This is a genomic window from Agromyces mangrovi (assembly GCF_030296695.1).
GTDB lineage: Bacteria > Actinomycetota > Actinomycetes > Actinomycetales > Microbacteriaceae > Agromyces > Agromyces mangrovi.
On sequence record NZ_AP027737.1, the window covers coordinates 1,962,870 to 1,979,069 of the forward strand.

The 16,200-nt window shown below is 72.0% G+C and carries 10 protein-coding genes; 4 read left to right on the forward strand and 6 right to left on the reverse strand.

Annotated elements, in window-relative coordinates:
* Positions 1–76: 76 nt before the first annotated feature.
* A complete protein-coding gene (locus QUE38_RS09330) occupies positions 77–1,387 on the reverse strand; it encodes an ABC transporter substrate-binding protein (RefSeq protein WP_286307659.1) in 1,311 nt (436 codons plus the stop codon).
* 265 nt (positions 1,388–1,652) lie between these two features.
* On the opposite strand from QUE38_RS09330, the gene QUE38_RS09335 reads away from it, so the two are divergent.
* The 3 genes from QUE38_RS09335 to QUE38_RS09345 all read left to right on the forward strand — a co-directional run bounded on the left by QUE38_RS09335 (position 1,653) and on the right by QUE38_RS09345 (position 5,055).
* Positions 1,653–2,465 (forward strand): M15 family metallopeptidase, encoded by an 813-nt coding sequence (locus QUE38_RS09335; protein WP_286307660.1) that lies wholly within the window; start codon positions 1,653–1,655, stop codon positions 2,463–2,465.
* Positions 2,466–2,496: 31 nt separating this feature from the next.
* Positions 2,497–3,759 (forward strand): MFS transporter, encoded by a 1,263-nt coding sequence (locus QUE38_RS09340; protein WP_286307662.1) that lies wholly within the window; start codon positions 2,497–2,499, stop codon positions 3,757–3,759.
* Between the two features lie 186 nt (positions 3,760–3,945).
* Positions 3,946–5,055 (forward strand): amidase domain-containing protein, encoded by a 1,110-nt coding sequence (locus QUE38_RS09345; protein ID WP_286307663.1) that lies wholly within the window; start codon positions 3,946–3,948, stop codon positions 5,053–5,055.
* A gap of 90 nt (positions 5,056–5,145) precedes the next feature.
* Here QUE38_RS09345 and treZ read toward each other — a convergent pair whose 3' ends face one another.
* The 5 genes from treZ to QUE38_RS09370 form a co-directional block, all read right to left on the reverse strand.
* A complete protein-coding gene (gene treZ, locus QUE38_RS09350) occupies positions 5,146–6,894 on the reverse strand; it encodes a malto-oligosyltrehalose trehalohydrolase (protein ID WP_286307666.1) in 1,749 nt (582 codons plus the stop codon).
* Positions 6,895–6,979: 85 nt separating this feature from the next.
* The gene (locus tag QUE38_RS09355) at positions 6,980–9,472 is read right to left on the reverse strand and encodes a malto-oligosyltrehalose synthase (protein ID WP_286307668.1); all 2,493 of its coding nucleotides are present in this window, start codon (positions 9,470–9,472) and stop codon (positions 6,980–6,982) included.
* The gene (gene glgX / locus QUE38_RS09360; protein WP_286307670.1) at positions 9,472–12,030 is read right to left on the reverse strand and encodes a glycogen debranching protein GlgX; all 2,559 of its coding nucleotides are present in this window, start codon (positions 12,028–12,030) and stop codon (positions 9,472–9,474) included. Before glgX ends, QUE38_RS09355 begins: the two co-directional genes overlap by 1 nt.
* 69 nt (positions 12,031–12,099) lie before the next feature.
* Positions 12,100–13,725, reverse strand: coding sequence for a phosphoglucomutase (alpha-D-glucose-1,6-bisphosphate-dependent) (pgm, locus tag QUE38_RS09365; RefSeq protein WP_286307672.1), 1,626 nt, complete (start codon positions 13,723–13,725; stop codon positions 12,100–12,102).
* A gap of 83 nt (positions 13,726–13,808) precedes the next feature.
* Positions 13,809–15,104: a DUF445 domain-containing protein gene (locus tag QUE38_RS09370; protein WP_286307675.1), complete on the reverse strand. Its 1,296-nt coding sequence runs from the start codon at positions 15,102–15,104 to the stop codon at positions 13,809–13,811.
* Between the two features lie 141 nt (positions 15,105–15,245).
* On the opposite strand from QUE38_RS09370, the gene pheA reads away from it, so the two are divergent.
* Positions 15,246–16,199 (forward strand): prephenate dehydratase, encoded by a 954-nt coding sequence (pheA, locus tag QUE38_RS09375; protein ID WP_286307677.1) that lies wholly within the window; start codon positions 15,246–15,248, stop codon positions 16,197–16,199.
* Position 16,200 lies beyond the last annotated feature (1 nt).

Genomic DNA, 16,200 nt, shown 5'->3' on the forward strand with positions numbered 1-16,200 from the left:
GTGCGTGCGATTCGTGGGGCGGGGTCCCCGGGCGCTGTCGTCCCGGGGACCCCGCCGTGGTGGTGCGCGGTCGGTGCTAGCCGACCAGCTCGTTCAGCAGCACGATCGCCTCGTCCCAGGCCTCCTGCGTGGAGACCTCACCGCGGTCGAGCTTCTGCAGCGGCGGTCCGAAGACGTTCTCCTGGATGACGGAGTCGTCCGGACCCTTGAACTGCGCGACCACGCCGACCGAGCGACCCGCGAGGATCTCGCCGACCGGGGCGTCGTTGAAGAACTCGTTCGGCGTCGGGTTCGACGCGAGCTCGTCCTGTGCGGCGACGGTGCTCGGGAACGTGCCGGCCGCCTCGAACTGCGCGACCTGCTGCTCGGGCTGGGTCAGCCAGTCGGCCAGCGCCGCGGCAGCGGCCTGGTGCTCGCTGGTCTCGGGAACGGCGAGGAACGCGCCGCCCCAGTTCGCCGCGCCGCCGGGGAAGACGTCGGCGAAGTCCCAGCCGGTGGTGGCGTCGCCGCCGCCGGCCTCGGTGTTGCCCTGCACGACGCCGAGCATCCAGCCCGGGCAGACGAACGTGGCGAAGGTGCCGTCGACGAACGACTTGCCGCCGTTCCAGTCCCAGGCCGCCTGGGCGGCCGACAGGCCGTCCTCGGTCGCGGAGCCGAGCAGCTCGAAGCGCTCCTGCAGCTCGGCGTTGCCCTCGACGTTCAGCTCGCCGTCGGCGGTGTAGTAGCCCTCGTCGAGCTGGTTCACCATGGCGTTCCAGACGAAGCCGGAGTGGTCGTACCAGGCCTTGCCGGTGGCCTCCTGGTAGTCGCGGCCGACGTCGAAGAAGTGCTCCCAGTCGCCGTCGATGAGCTCGGCCACCTCGGCGCGGTCGCTCGGCAGGCCGGCCTCCTCGAACAGGGCGCCGTTGTAGCAGAGGCCCTCGGGGCCGATGTCGGTGCCGTAGCCGATGACGCGGCCGTCGGCGTCGGTGGCCTGGGCGTACTTCCAGTCGACCCAGTCGCCCGAGCGGTCCTCGATGCCGAAGTCGCGCAGGTCGACGAAGGTGTCGGAGACCTCCATGATCGAGCCGAGCCAGCCCTCCTCGATCGCGACGATGTCCGACAGGCCCGAACCGGCGGCGATCTTGGTGAACGCGTCGGTGCGGGCGTTGCCGCCGGTGTCGATGTTGGTCGCCTCGATCGTGATGTTCGGGTTCTCCTCCATGTACTGCTCGTAGAGGTCGTCGTAGCCGAACGTGCCGAACGTGGTGATCGTCAGCGTGATGGGCTCGTCGCTCGCAGCCTCGTCGGTGCCGCCTCCGTCGGAGGAACAGGCACTGGCGAGGAGGGCGACGGATGCCGCGCCGGCGAGTGCCGCCGCGACCTTCGTGTGGCGTGAGAGCTTCACGGTCACTCCTTTGTGTGTGTGCGTGGGGTCGGAATGCTGCTCGCCTGAGAGCGCTCTCTTCCACATCGTGAGAGCGCTCTCACGCTTGCGGGGACGATGCTTGCACGCCGATTCGGGCGCTGTCAAGAGAGCGCTCTCACGAATCTCGGAATCCGTGTCGATCGTGACCGTTCCGTGACCGGATCCGCCGCTGGGCAGGCGAGCGGATGCCCCTGAGGTGCTGTTCGCCCAGAGCGAACGCGCGACCCGCAGTAGGCTCGTCGGCATGGCCGCCGCTACCCGATCCCGGGCCTCGCGCCAGGGGCGCCGCACCACCACGATCGTCGTCTCCATCGTCGTGGCCGTCGTCGCCGCGCTCGGCGCGGGCGCGCTGTTCGGCGCATTCGGTGGGGCGCTCGGCACCTCCGCCGAGCCGACGCCGACCCCCACACAGGCGCCCCGACCCGAGCCCGCCGCAACGCCCACGGCCGAGGCCGTCGACACGTTCGATCGCCAGGCCAACTCGCTCGACGACCCGAACAGCATCTGGGTCGTGGTCAACAAGCTCAACCCGCTCGAGCCGGCGAACTTCGTGCCCGCCGACCTGGTGCAGGTGCCGGTCGCCCACACCTGGGTGCCCGAGATGCGACAGGAGGCATCCGATGCCATCGTCGCGATGTTCACCGCCGCCACCGACGAGGCCGGCCTCGCGCTCGCCTCGAACTCCGCGTACCGCAGCTACGACGCGCAGGTCGCGATCTACACCGGCAACGACCTGCTCACCGCGCGGCCGGGCTACAGCGAGCACCAGACCGGCCTCACCATGGACATCGGCGCCGCATCGGGCGTGTGCTCGCTCGACGTGTGCCTCGCCGACACCCCCGAGGGCATCTGGCTGCGCGACAACGCCTGGCGGTTCGGCTTCATCCTGCGCTACCCGGCCGACAAGACCGAGGTGACCGGCTACCAGTTCGAGCCGTGGCACTTCCGCTACGTCGGCACCGACCTCTCGACCGAGATGCAGGAGACGGGCGTCACGACGCTCGAGGAGTTCTTCGGGCTCCCGCCCGCCCCGGAATACCCGGCCGATCAGGGGTAGCGTGAGTCGCGGGGACCGATCGGGAGGCGACATGTCCGACGGGATGCACCGCGACCGACGCACCGACTCGCGTCTGGCGATGGGCGTGCTCATCACGAGCCAGTTGCTCGCCGGACTCGGCGTGGCGACGGGCATCGCCGTCGGCGGCATCCTCGTCGAGGACCTCACCGGCGCCGTCGCGCTCGCGGGCCTCGCGCAGACCGCGGTCGTGCTCGGCGCGGGCCTGCTCGCGGTGCCGATGGCCCGCCTCGCCGTTGCTCGCGGGCGACACGTCGCGCTCGGCGCCGGCTACGTGGCCGCGGCCGTCGGCGCTGCGCTCATCGTGCTCGCGGCCGTCACCGGGGCCACGTGGGTGCTGTTGCCCGGATTCGCGGGCATCGGCGCGGCCACGGCGGCCGGCCTCCAGGCGCGGTTCGCGGCCCCAGAGGTCGTGCGTCCCGAGTTCCAGGCGCGCGCGATGTCGATCGTGCTGTGGGCCACCACGATCGGCGCGGTCGCCGGGCCGAACCTGTCCGAGTGGGGCGATGCGGTCGGCCGGGGCGTCGGCCTGCCCGCGTTCGTCGGCCCGTTCGCGTTCTCGTTCGTGGTGTTCGCGCTGAGCGCGGTGATCGTCGCCGCCCTGCTGCGTACGCCGCCAGCCGGCACCCTGCAGGGCGAGGAGCCCGAGGCGGGAGCCGCCGCCGACGACGCCCCCGCGCCGACCGCGTTCCGCGCCCTCCGCACGGCCGTGCGCGAGCCCACCGCGCTGCTCGCGATCCTCGCGATCGTGTGCGCGCACACCGTCATGGTCGGCGTGATGGTCATGACCCCCGTGCACCTGCACGTGCACGGCCTCGGCATCTCGCTCATCGGCCTGGTCGTCTCGATCCACATCCTCGGCATGTACGGCGCGAGCCCGCTCATGGGCTGGCTGGTCGACCGCATCGGCTCGGTGCGCGTCATCGGAATCAGCGTCGTCGTGCTGGCCGTCGCCGTCACGGTCGGCGGTGTCTGGGGCAGCGGATTCATCGGTGCATCCCTCGCCCTCGGCCTGCTGGGACTCGGCTGGTCGGCGGGCCTCATCGGCGGCTCGGCACTGCTCACCCACGCGGTCGACCGGCGCCTGCGCGTACCCCTCCAGGGGGCGACGGATGCGGCTATGAACCTCGCCGCGGCCGCCTCGGCGGCGTTCTCCGGGCTGATTCTCAGCGCCGGTGGGTACGGCGCCGTGAATGCCGTCGCCGCGGTCATCCTGCTGCCGGTCGTGGTCGCCGCGATCCGCGTCGTGGTGCGGAAGTCGCCGGTCAGCAGCTGATTCCAGGGGCGGTCGAGCGGATGCCTCCGAGGCATCCGAATCTCGAACAGTGCTCATGTTCCACTCAGGAAACGTGACGGATTCGCCCAGACGGGGCTGGAACCGTGTCCGGCGGCCCGAATCCGCGCGACGCTGCGCCCCCTCAGCCCCCGATTCCTCTGGGCCCCCGAACCCCCTGGATCTTTCGTGCAGAACACCTCCTTCCACCGTGCCCGCGCACGGGTGGCCGCGCTGCCCGCGACCACCATGCGCCGTGTCGTCCTCTCCACCGCCGCCTTCGGCGCCGTCGCCGCGTGCGCCCTCGGCGCCGTCGTGACGAACGCTTGGGCGGAGCCCAAGTCGCTGACCGCTGCCGCGCAGGCCTCGCTCGAGAACGCCGCGCTCGTCGCATCCGTCACCCCCGCGCCCGCCGAACCCGTCGTGTTCGCCGGTGCGTCGATCGACGAGATCCCCGTCACCGGCGGCACCGAGGTGTCGGTCGAGGGCACCGACCTCACGATGGTCGCCGCGGTCGCCGTCGACGGCGACGAGGTCGCGATCACCGAGCACGCCGACGATGCCATCTCGTTCGAGGTGCCCGCGTCCGACGCCGGCCGCACCGGCGACGTCGACGTCACGTTCCTCGACGAGGACGGCGACGAGGTCTCAGTGGTCGACCCCGCCGCCGTCGTGGACAACTCGGCGTCGGTCGCCGGCACCGAGCTGGTGCAGGAGCTGACCGCCAACGGCGTGCTCGCTCCCGTCGCCGACGAGGCCGAGTCCGATGCCACCGAGGCGACCGCCTCCGCCGCCGGCGAGTCCGAGGCATCCGACGCCCTCGTGCTCACCTACGTGGCCGACCCGGCCATCGAGAAGCAGATGCGCTACGTCATGAAGTACTGGAAGTCGTACAACAGCGCGAAGTACATCGTGATCCCGGGCGCCGACTGCGCGAACTTCACCAGCCAGTCGCTCGCTGCCCGTGGCTGGAAGTTCACGTCCGACTGGTACTACACCGCCGCCGGCTACTCCCCGAGCTGGATCAGCTCGACCGCGATGCGCGACTACCTCGCGACGCAGACCAACCGCGCGACGAACCTCGGCACCGACCGCTCGCAGGTGAAGGTCGGCGACGTCGCCCAGTTCGACTGGGACGACTCGGGCGACCGCGACCACACCACGATCGTCAGCCGCGTCGAGCACACCGACTCCGGCACCAAGGTCTGGGTCGCCGGCCACACCAAGGACTCCGACTACTGGAACGTCGACGAGGCGATCGCCTCCGGCGGCTCCGTCTACTTCTGGAGCATCCACTAGCCCCGGCTACTTCCGCGAGTCGTCACGAAGAGTCGCTTCGGGCACCTGAATTCCGGCACTTCGTGACGACTCGATGCCCGGCGCGGTGGGTCAGACCGAGGCGAGCACGGCACCGGATGCCGCGGGCAGCACCAGGCCCGAGGGCGATACCGACGCACCGGCATCCGTCGCTAGGAGCACGTGGCCCGAGACCGGCACGGTGACCGGAGCGTCACCGAGGTTCGCGGCGACGGCGAGCGCGCCGCGGTGCAGCACGATCCAGCGGTCATTCTCCGAGTACTCGACGCGCACGGTGCCGAAGCGCGGATCGGTGAGCTCGGGCCGCGCCCGGCGCAGCGCGATGAGCTCGCGGGTGAGCGCGTGCGTGCGGGCGTGCAGGTCCCCGCCGTCGTCGCGATCGCCGTACGGCTCCGACCAGTCGAGCTTCGAGCGCGTGAACGTCTCGGGGTCCTGCGGGTCGGGCACGACCGACGGGTCCCATCCCATGCGCGCGAACTCGGCAATGCGGCCTTCCGCGGTCGCGCGGCCGAGCTCCGGCTCCGGATGCGACGTGAAGAACTGCCACGGCGTCGACGCCGCCCACTCCTCGCCCATGAAGAGCATCGGAGTGTTCGGCGCGGTGAGCATGAGCAGTGCCGCGAGCCGCAGCCGGCCCTCGTCGAGCGTCGCCGTGAGGCGGTCGCCGGTGGCGCGGTTGCCGATCTGATCGTGGTCCTGCGCGAACACGACGAGCGCCGACGTCGGCGTGCGCTCGCGGTCGATCGGCCGGCCGTGCGTGCGCCCGCGGAAGCTCGAGAACGTGCCGTCGTGGAAGAACCCGCGCTCGAGCACCTTCGCCAGCGCCCCCACCGAGTCGAAGTCGGCGTAGTAGCCGACGGTCTCGCCGGTGAGGTTCACGTGCAGCGCGTGGTGGAAGTCGTCGCTCCACTGCGCGGTCATGCCGAGCCCGTGCGCGGCGCGCGGGCGGATCATGCGGGGGTCGTTGAGGTCGCTCTCCGCGATGAGCGTGAGCGGGCGTCCGAGCGTCGCCGAGGCGGCATCCGTCTCGATCGCCATCTCCTCGAGCAGGTGCGTCGCGCGGTGGTCGAGGAGCGCGTGCACGGCGTCGAGCCGCAGCCCGTCGACGTGGTAGTCGCGGAACCACATCTGCACGTTGTCGAGGATGTACCGGCGCACCTCGTCGGAGTCGGGCCCGTCGAGGTTGACCGACAGCCCCCACGTGTTCGCCGACGCCTGGTGCAGGTACGGCCCGAACTCGGGCAGGTAGTTGCCGCTCGGGCCGAGGTGGTTGTAGACCACGTCCTGGATCACCGCGAGGCCGCGCCGGTGGCACGCGTCGACGAAGCGCTGGTACGCGGCCGGCCCGCCGTACGTCTCCTGCACCGCGAACCAGGCCACGCCGTCGTAGCCCCAGTTGTGCGTACCGTTGAACGCGTTGACCGGCAGCACCTCGACGAAGTCGATGCCGAGGTCGACGAGGTGGTCGAGCCGCTCGATCGCCGAATCGAGCGTGCCCTCTGGCGTGAACGTCCCGATGTGCAGCTCGTAGATCACCCCGCCCGCGAGCGGCCGGCCGTGCCAGTCGCCGTCGCCCCAGTGGTGCGCGCCCGGGTCGAACACGCGGCTGAGCCCGTGCACGCCGTCGGGCTGCCGGCGCGAGCGCGGGTCGGGCCGCGGGGTGTCGCCGTCGCCCAGCAGGAACCCGTAGTCGGTGCCGGGGGCGGCGGATGCCTCGGCCGACCACCACCCGTCAGCTCCGCCGGTCATCGGCACGCGCTCGTCGCCGGTCACCAGGGTGACCCGCTCGGGCGTCGGCGCCCACACGCGGAACTCGGTCATGTCGTTCCCCTCCAGTGTTCGTCTCGTCGCGCCGACTGCGGGTCGAGCGGATGCCGCGGGGCTGCACCCGCCCCCTCCGCACCGGTCACGCCGGCCCCAGCAGCGCCACCGGGTACGTCGCGAGCAGCTCGCCCAGCGGCACCGCGCCGCCCTCGAACCGGCGCCCGGTCAGCACGTCGACCGTCGGCCCCGAGTGCCGCAGCAGCACCGTGCCCGCCCACGGGTCGTCGCCGCGGGCGGCGAGCCCGACCGGCAGGCGCGTCGCCACCGCGAGCGCCCCGCCGCGGTCGAACGCGATCGCGTGGGCGGCCGCGGGTCCGGTCACGGCCATCGGCGTGTACCGCGTGAACAGCTCCGGACGGTCGCGCCGCAGCCGCAGTACCCGCGAGGTCGCGAGCAGCTTCGCCGCGCCGGTCTCGTCGACCGGTGGCAGCGCGCCCGCGTCGATCTCGGCGAGCAGGCGCCGGCGCTCGCCGAAGTCCACGGGCCGCCGGTTGTCGGGGTCGACGAGGCTCGTCTCCCACAGCTCGCTGCCCTGGTACACGTCGGGCACGCCCGGACCGGCGAGCTGCACGAGCTTCGCCGACAGCGAGTTCGACCAGCCCGGCGCCGAGAGCTCCGCGACGAGCCCCTCGACGATCTCGCGGGCGCGCGGGTCGTCGAAGGCGGCGTCGACGGCACGGTGCATCCGCTGCTCGAAGGCCTCGTCGGGTGCGGTCCAGGTGGTCGAGACGGATGCCTCGCGCGACGCCTTCTCGGCGTAGGCGTGCAGCCGCTCGCGCGACGCGGGCCACGACCCGACGATCGCCTGCCAGAGCAGCGCGTCGAACGGCCCGTCGCCCGTGGGCGCGATCGCGCGCAGTTCGCCGAGCGCCGCCGCCCACCACTCGGGCACCTCGGCGAGCACCGAGAGGCGCGCCCGCACGTCCTCGCCGCGCTTCGTGTCGTGCGTCGAGAGCGTCGTCATCGAGTGCGGCCACTCGGCCTGCCGCCGGGCGAACCGCTCGTGCAGCGTCGGCACGTCGATCGCGAACTCCGACGGGTCGGCGCCCACCTCGGTCAGCGTGCCGAGCCGGGTCGCCCGGTAGAACGCCGTGTCCTCGACGCCCTTGGCCATGACCATGCCGCTCGTCTGCTGGAAGCGCACGGCAGCCGGATGCTCCGGGTCGCCCAGTACCGCCGCGACCGCGTCGATCGTGCCCGCCAGCTCCGGCCGGCGCGAGCGCGCCTCGCGCACCGCGTGCTCCAGGTGTTCCCGCCCGTACGGCAGATACGACCGGTACACCGGGAAGCAGCTCAGTACCTCCGCGACCGCATCCGCGACCACCTCAGTCGACCGAGTACGCAAACTGCGCGAATCGTCGCTGCGTTCTGACACTTTGCGTACTCCGTCGGTCACGGCGTCGTGCGTCGGAGTACGCAAAGTGCGGGAATCCGCGGGCGATTGCAGCGTTCTGCGCACTCTGTCAGCGGGGGAGCGGCCGGGCGCGACGAGCTCGCGCGTGAGGCGCAGCACCTCGGAGCGGAGGATGCCGTCGGCGATCGCACGCTTCGTGCCGTGGATGAGGTCGGGCCAAGCGGGCGCGGGCGTGCCGCCGCGCAGTTCGGTGTCGAGCGCGTCGAGCGCCGCCTCGCCGGCGGGGTCGACGAAGACGCGGTCGATGTCGTCGAGCGCGTCGTAGCCGCTCGTGCCGTCGGCCTCCCAGTGCGGCGGCAGCGGCTCGTCGCCCTCGAGGATCTTCTCGACCAGCACGTACGCGGGCCCCGTCGCCGCGGCGAGGCGGTCGAGGTAGCCGCCCGGGTCGCGCAGCCCGTCGGGGTGGTCGACGCGCAGCCCGTCGGCGAGCCCCTCGCGCAGCCAGCGCACGATCTCGGCGTGCGACTCGTCGAACACCCAGGGGACCTCGACGCGGATCGCCGCCAACGTGTTCACCGCGAAGAACCGCCGGTAGTTGAGGTCGAAGTCGGCGCGCCGCCAGTCGATCAGCTCGTAGTGCTGCCGGTCGTGGACGGCGACCGGGTCGTCGCCTGCGACGGCGGTTCCGGATGCCACGGGGAACCGGTGGTCCCAGTAGTGCAGCTCGAACCGCGGCTCGTCCGCGTCGTCGTGCGCCGGGCCCGGGGCATCCGCCTCGACCAGCCGCAGCGACGCCACGTCCCCCGCTGAACCGAGCACGGGCAGCCGCAGCCGCCCGCCGCCGAACTCCCAGTCGATGTCGAACGCCTCGGCGAAGCGCGACGAGCGCCCGTGCTCGAGCACGTCCCACCACCAGCGCATCGCGGCGGGCGTCGCCACGCCGACGTGGTTCGGCACGGTGTCGACGAGCACGCCGAGGTCGTGCGCGCGCGCGGCCGCGACCGCTCGCGCGAGCCCCTCGGCGCCGCCGCGCGCCGGGTCGACGCGCGAGTGGTCGACCACGTCGTAGCCGTGGTCGCTGCCCGCCTCCGACTCCAGCAGCGGGGAGAGATAGAGCCAGTCGGCGCCGAGCGCGTGCACGTAGTCGGCGATCTCGGCGACCCGGTCGAGGTCGAAGCCCGCGCGTACCTGCAGGCGGTAGGTCGAGACCGGTCGGCGCATCAGTCCTCCGTGGGTGGTTCGGGTGGTTCGGTCGGGTCGACCGCCGCCGGCGTCTCCGGCTCGTCATCGACGGGCGACGGGAACGGCTTCGTCGGGGTGCGGCGCTCGCTCGCGGCATCCGTCGCCTCGACCGCGGCCGATGCCGAACGCGGCGACGCGACCCGGGCCGCCGCCTTCGCCTCGGCCTCCGTGGCGGCCTCGGCGACCGCCTCCGCCTCGGCGGCGGCCTCCCGCTCGGCGGCATCGGCCTCGGCGACCACGGCCGCCTCCGCGGCGGCCTCGGCCTCCGCCTCGCGCTCCTCCTGGCCGGGGTCCGCCTCCTCGGTCTCGATATCGCCGCCTCCGCCACCCAGCATCGCGTCGTACGCGGCGCTCGCCTGCACCGGAATCGCCCCGGTCTGCGCGCTGCGCACCGCGAGCGACGCGGCGACCGAGTGGTCGACCTCCGCCTCCTCGACGGCGTGGGCCCGCATCACGAGCAGCGACTTGCCCACGAGGGTCAACCGCTGGCCGGCGCGCTTGGGCGGGGCATCCGCCGACATGCCCGACGTGTCGAGGATGATGTCCCACTGCCGCCTGGTGCGGGTGGGGATCGTGAACTTCGCCGGCTCGGGGTCGGCGTTGAAGAAGAGCAGGAAGTCGACGTCGGTGATCGGCTCGCCGCGGGCGTCGCGCTCGCGGATGCCGTCGCCGTTGAGGAACGCGCCCACGGTGCGTGCGAGCGGCTTGTCCCAGTCGGCGGGCTGCATGCGCGTGCCGTCGCGGCGCAGCCACACGATGTCGGGCAGCTTCGCGCCCTCCTCGCTGTCGACCGGGCGACCGTCGAAGAACTGGCGGCGGCGGAACGTCGGGTGGTCCTTGCGCAGGCGCGACACCGCGGCGATGAACTCGATGAGCGGTTCGTCGGCGGTGTCCCAGTGCACCCAGCTGAGCTCGTTGTCCTGCGCGTAGACGTTGTTGTTGCCGAGCTGCGTTCGGCCCAGCTCGTCGCCGTGCAGCAGCATCGGCACGCCCTGCGACAGCAGCAGCGTCGCGAGGAAGTTGCGTTGCTGCCGGGCGCGCAGCGTGAGCACCTCGGGGTCGGTCGTCTCGCCCTCGGCGCCCGAGTTCCACGAGCGGTTGTGGGATTCGCCGTCCTTGCCGCCCTCGCCGTTGGCCTCGTTGTGCTTCTCGTTGTACGACACGAGGTCGCGCAGCGTAAAGCCGTCGTGGGCGGTCACGAAGTTGATCGACGCGAACGGCAGCCGGCCGCTGTTCTCGTACAGGTCGGCCGACCCGGTGATGCGCCCGGCGAACTCGCCGAGGCTCGACGGCTCGCCGCGCCAGAAGTCGCGGACCTCGTCGCGGTACTTCCCGTTCCACTCGGTCCACTGCGGCGGGAAGTTGCCGACCTGGTAGCCGCCGGGCCCGACGTCCCACGGCTCGGCGATGAGCTTCACCTGCGACACGACCGGGTCCTGCTGCACGAGGTCGAAGAAGCTCGACAGGCGGTCGACGTCGTAGAACTCGCGCGCGAGCGTGGCCGCGAGGTCGAAGCGGAACCCGTCGACGCGCATCTCGAGCACCCAGTAGCGCAGGCTGTCCATGATGAGCTGCAGCGCGTGCGGATGCCGCACGTTCAGCGAGTTTCCGGTGCCGGTGTAGTCGGTGTAGTACCGCTTGTCGTTCTCCTCGAGCCGGTAGTACGCGGCGTTGTCGATGCCGCGGAACCCGATGGTCGGCCCGAGGTGGTTGCCCTCGGCGGTGTGGTTGTAGACGACGTCGATGATGACCTCGATGCCGGCGTCGTGCAGCGCCCGCACCATCGACTTGAACTCCTGCGCCTGCTGGCCGAGCTCGCCGGTGGAGGAGTACTCGTTGTGCGGGGCGAAGAACCCGATGGTGTTGTAGCCCCAGTAGTTGCGCAGGCCCTTGTCGAGCAGCGTCGAGTCCTGCACGAACTGGTGCACGGGCATGAGCTCGAGCGCGGTGATGCCGAGGCGCTGGAGGTGCTCGATGACTGCGGGGTGCGCGACGCCCGAGTAGGTGCCGCGCTGCTCCTCGGGAATGGCCGGATGCAGCTGGGTGAGGCCCTTCACGTGGGCCTCGTAGATCACGGTCTCGTTGTACGGCGTCTTCGGTGCCCGGTCTCCCGTCCAGTCGAAGAACGGGTTGATGACGACCGAGTGCATGACGTGCTCGGCCGAGTCCTCGTCGTTGCGCGAGTCGGGGTCGCCGAAGTCGTACGAGAACAGCGCCTGGTCCCAGTCGAACGCGCCCGCCATGGCCTTCGCGTACGGGTCGAGCAGTACCTTGTTCGGGTTCGCTCGCAGCCCGCGCTTCGGGTCGTACGCGCCGTGCACCCGGTACCCGTACCGCTGCCCGGGCTGCACGTGCGGCAGGTAGGCGTGCCAGACGAACGCGTCGACGTCCTGCAGTTCGACGCGCGTCTCGGTGCCGTCCGCGTCGAAGAGGCAGAGCTCGACGCGCTCCGCCGCCTCGCTGAACAGGGCGAAGTTGGTGCCGCTGCCGTCGAATGTCGCGCCGAGTGGATACGCGGTTCCGGGCCACGCCTGCATGCAGTCCCCTTCCGATGCAATGCGTCATCATCGCACCCCCGTGTTACGGGGATGTGCGGCGCGCGGTCGTCAGCCCAGCGCGCCGTCGACGATGCGCTTGGCCTCGGCCTGCACCTCGGCGAGGTGCTCGGGCCCGCGGAACGACTCGGCGTAGATCTTGTAGACGTCCTCGGTGCCGCTCGGGCGGGCGGCGAACCAGGCGTCCTCGCTCGTGACCTTGACGCCGCCGATCGCGGCGTCGTTGCCCGGCGCCTTCGAGAGCTTCGCGGTGATCGGCTGCCCGGCGAGCTCGGTCGCCGCGATGGCGTCGCCGTCGAGCTTGCCGAGCGCGGCCTTCTGCGCGGGCGTCGCGGGCGCGTCGACGCGCTGGTAGGCGGGGTCGCCGAAGCGCTCGACCAGCTCGGCGTATAGCTGCGACGGGCTCTTGCCGGTCACCGCGCGGATCTCCGAGGCGAGCAGGCACAGCAGGATGCCGTCCTTGTCGGTGGTCCAGACGGTGCCGTCCTTCCGCAGGAACGACGCCCCGGCGCTCTCCTCGCCACCGAACGCGACCGACCCGTCGATGAGGCCCGGCACGAACCACTTGAACCCGACCGGCACCTCCCAGAGGGTGCGGCCGAGGGCGGATGCCACCCGGTCGATCATCGAGCTCGACACGAGCGTCTTGCCGATGGCGGCGTCCTGCCGCCACTCGGGGCGGTGCGCGTAGAGGTACTCGATCGCGACCGCGAGGTAGTGGTTCGGGTTCATGAGCCCGGCATCGGGGGTGACGATGCCGTGCCGGTCGGCGTCGGCGTCGTTGCCGGTGACGATGTCGTACTCCGCCGCGTGCTCGAGCACCGAGGCCATGGCCGACGGGCTCGACGGGTCCATGCGGATCTTCCCGTCCCAGTCGAGCGTCATGAACGACCAGGTGGCGTCGACCCGGGGGTTCACGACCGTGAGGTCGAGGCCGTACTTCTCCGCGATGGCCTCCCAGTAGTGCACGGATGCTCCGCCGAGCGGGTCCGCCCCGATGCGGATGCCCGACTCGCGGATCGCGTCCACGTCGATGATCGACGCGAGGTCGTCGACGTAGTTGCCGCGGAAGTCGTAGGTCTCGACCGCGCTGGCCTCGCGCATGTTCACGTCGCGCAGGTCGTCTGCGATGATCGCGTTCGCGCGGTCGGCGATCCACTTCGTGGCATCCGAGTCGGCAGGGCCGCCATGCGGCGGGTTGTACTTGAAGCCGCCGTCGGCGGGCGGATTGTGGCTCGGGGTGATGACGATGCCGTCGGCCTCGCCCTCCGCGCGGCGTTCGGGGTCGTTGTTCCACTTCAGGATCGCGTGCGACAGCGCCGGGGTCGGCACGTAGTCGCCGAACTCGTCGACGAGCACGCGCACGTCGTTCGCGACGAGCACCTCGAGCGCGCTGGTCTGCGCCGGGGCGCTCAGCGCGTGCGTGTCCGCACCGATGAACAGCGGACCGGTGGTGCCCTGCGCGGCACGGTACTCGACGATCGCCTGCGTGATCGCGAGGATGTGGTGCTCGTTGAAGGCGGTCTTGAGGCTCGACCCGCGATGGCCGGAGGTGCCGAACGCCACCCGCTGCTCGGGCACCGACACGTCGGGCTTCAGCTCGTGGTAGGCGTGGATGAGGGCATCGACGTCGATGAGATCGGATGCCTGGGCCGGGGTTCCCGCTCGCTCGTGCATGACCTTCATCCTTGCACCGGGGCGCGCGGGCGTCACGCCCTTGCGGGGCATCCGTCCCGCTCCTACCCTCACCGCCCGGAGGCTCAGCCGACCACGCCGTGGAGCAGCGTCGCCACCGTGAAGATCACCAGCCCCGCCAGTGCCCCGACGACGGTGCCGTTGATGCGGATGAACTGGAGGTCGCGCCCCACCTGCAGTTCGAGCTTCTCGCTGGTCTCGCGCGGGTCCCAGCGCTCGACGGTCTCGGTGATGACCCCGGCGATCTCGTGTCGGTAGGTGCGCACGACGTACGCAGCGGCATCGGTCGCCCAGCCGTCGACCTTCGCCTGCAGCGCCGGGTCGGCGGCCAGGCGCACGCCGACCTCGCGCACGGCGGAGCGGAGGCCCTCGCGCAGTTCGCTGGCGGGGTCGGTCAGCGCTGCGTCGAGCGAGGCCCGCACCGACGCCCACGCCTCCGCGGCGAACTCGCGCACGCGCGGGCTGTCGAGCAGGTCGTGCTTCAGGTCCTCGACCCTGCCGATCATGGCCGGGTCGTGCTGGAGCCGGTCGGCCAGCTCCGCCAGGGCGCGGTCGACGGCCGCGCGGAACGGGTGGTCGCGGTCGTCCCGGATGGCCCGAAGCAGGCCGAGCGCCTCGCGCTGCGCGCGGTCGTCCACCAGGCGGTCGACGAACCCGGGCAGCCAGCGGGGGAGCCGGTCGGAGACGGCGGTGCCGAGGGCGTCGGGGTGCGCCTCGAGCCACGCGGTGGCGTGCTCGAGCACCGCGTCGATCGCGTGCCGCTGCTGGCCGGCCGCGACCAGGCGCGCGCCGACCCGACCGATGGCCGGCGCCCACTCGGGCGCGAACAGGTGCCGCCGGGCGAGCTGCTCGATCACGTCCTCGACGTCGTCGTCGGCGAGCAGCGTCAGCACGCCGCGCGCGGCGACGGCCGCCTCGTCCGCGACGCGTCCCGCGTTGGCCGGCTCCCGCAGCCACTCGCCGAGCCGACGGGCGAGGTCGATCGAGCGCACCTTCCCGAGCACGACATCGTCGGAGAGGAACTCCAGCTCCACGAAGTCGCCGAGGGTGCGGCCGATCTCGTCCTTCCGCCGCGGGATGATCGCCGTGTGCGGAATCCGCAGCCCGAGCGGATGCCGGAACAACGCGGTCACGGCGAACCAGTCGGCGACGGCGCCCACCATCGCCCCCTCGGCGGCGGCGCGCACGTAGCCCAGCCACGGCACCTCGTCCTGCAGCGCGAACGCGACCGCGAACACCGCGGCCGCGAGCACGAGCAGGCTCGTCGCGATCCGCTGCATGCGCCGGAGCGCGGTGCGGCGCTCGTCGTCCGTGGGCGGTCGGCGCGCGGCATCCGCTCGAGCGCCTTCGACGTCGACCATCGGCGCCTCCTCTCCCGCCGCGCCCGCTCGTGCGGGGCCCGGCCGTCACCGTCACGCTAGCCCGGTCCCGCCGCTTCGCCGCCCGCGAACGCGTCCGCCGCCGCGCATGCACGGCCACCGCCGCTGGCTAGGCTGACCCCCATGACGGATGCCGCTGCCGACGCCCCCGACGCCTACTCGTACCTCGGGCCGGCGGGCACCTTCACCGAGGCGGCGCTGAAGCAGGTTCCGGATGCCGCGGGGCACCCGTGGAACTCGGTCAACAACGTGGGCGAGGCGCTGGCCGACGTCACGTCCGGCCGGTCGGTGGCGGCGATGATCGCGATCGAGAACTCGATCGAGGGTGGCGTCTCGGCGACGCAGGACGCCCTGGCGACCGTGCCGGGCCTGCGCATCGTCGGCGAGTACCTGGTGCCCGTGAACTTCGTGCTCGTCGCGCGCCCCGGCACGGCGCTCGCCGACGTGCGCACCGTGAACGCGCACCCCGTCGCGTACGCGCAGACGCACGGCTGGCTCGAGCGCGAGCTGCCAGGTCACGCGCACGTGCCGAGCTCGAGCAACGTGCAGGCGGCCGCATCCCTGTTCGAGAACGACGTGGCGGATGCCGCGGTCGCACCGCCCGGCATCGACGCGCACCACCCGGTCGACGTGCTCGCGACCGGCATCGGCGACAACCCGAACGCCGTGACCCGCTTCGTGCTCGTGAGCCGTTCGCGGGCCATCCCGCCGCGCACCGGCGCCGACAAGACGAGCCTCATCGTCGAGCTGCCCGACGACGAGCCGGGCTCGCTGCTCGCGATGCTCGAGCAGTTCTCGACCCGCGGCGTGAACATGAGCCTGCTCGAGTCGCGCCCCATCGGCGACGCGCTCGGCCGCTACCGGTTCGTCGTCGACCTCGACGGCCACCTCGAGGACGAGCGGGTCGCCGACGCGCTCATGGGCCTGCGGCGGTTCAGCCCGAACGTCATCTTCCTGGGCTCGTACCCGCGCGCCGACAAGCAGCCGAACGAGTACCACTCGAAGTACGACGACACGGTCTACGTCGAGGCGCGCGACTGGCTGCGCGGCCTGCTGAGCGGCGAGCCCGAGGCGTAGC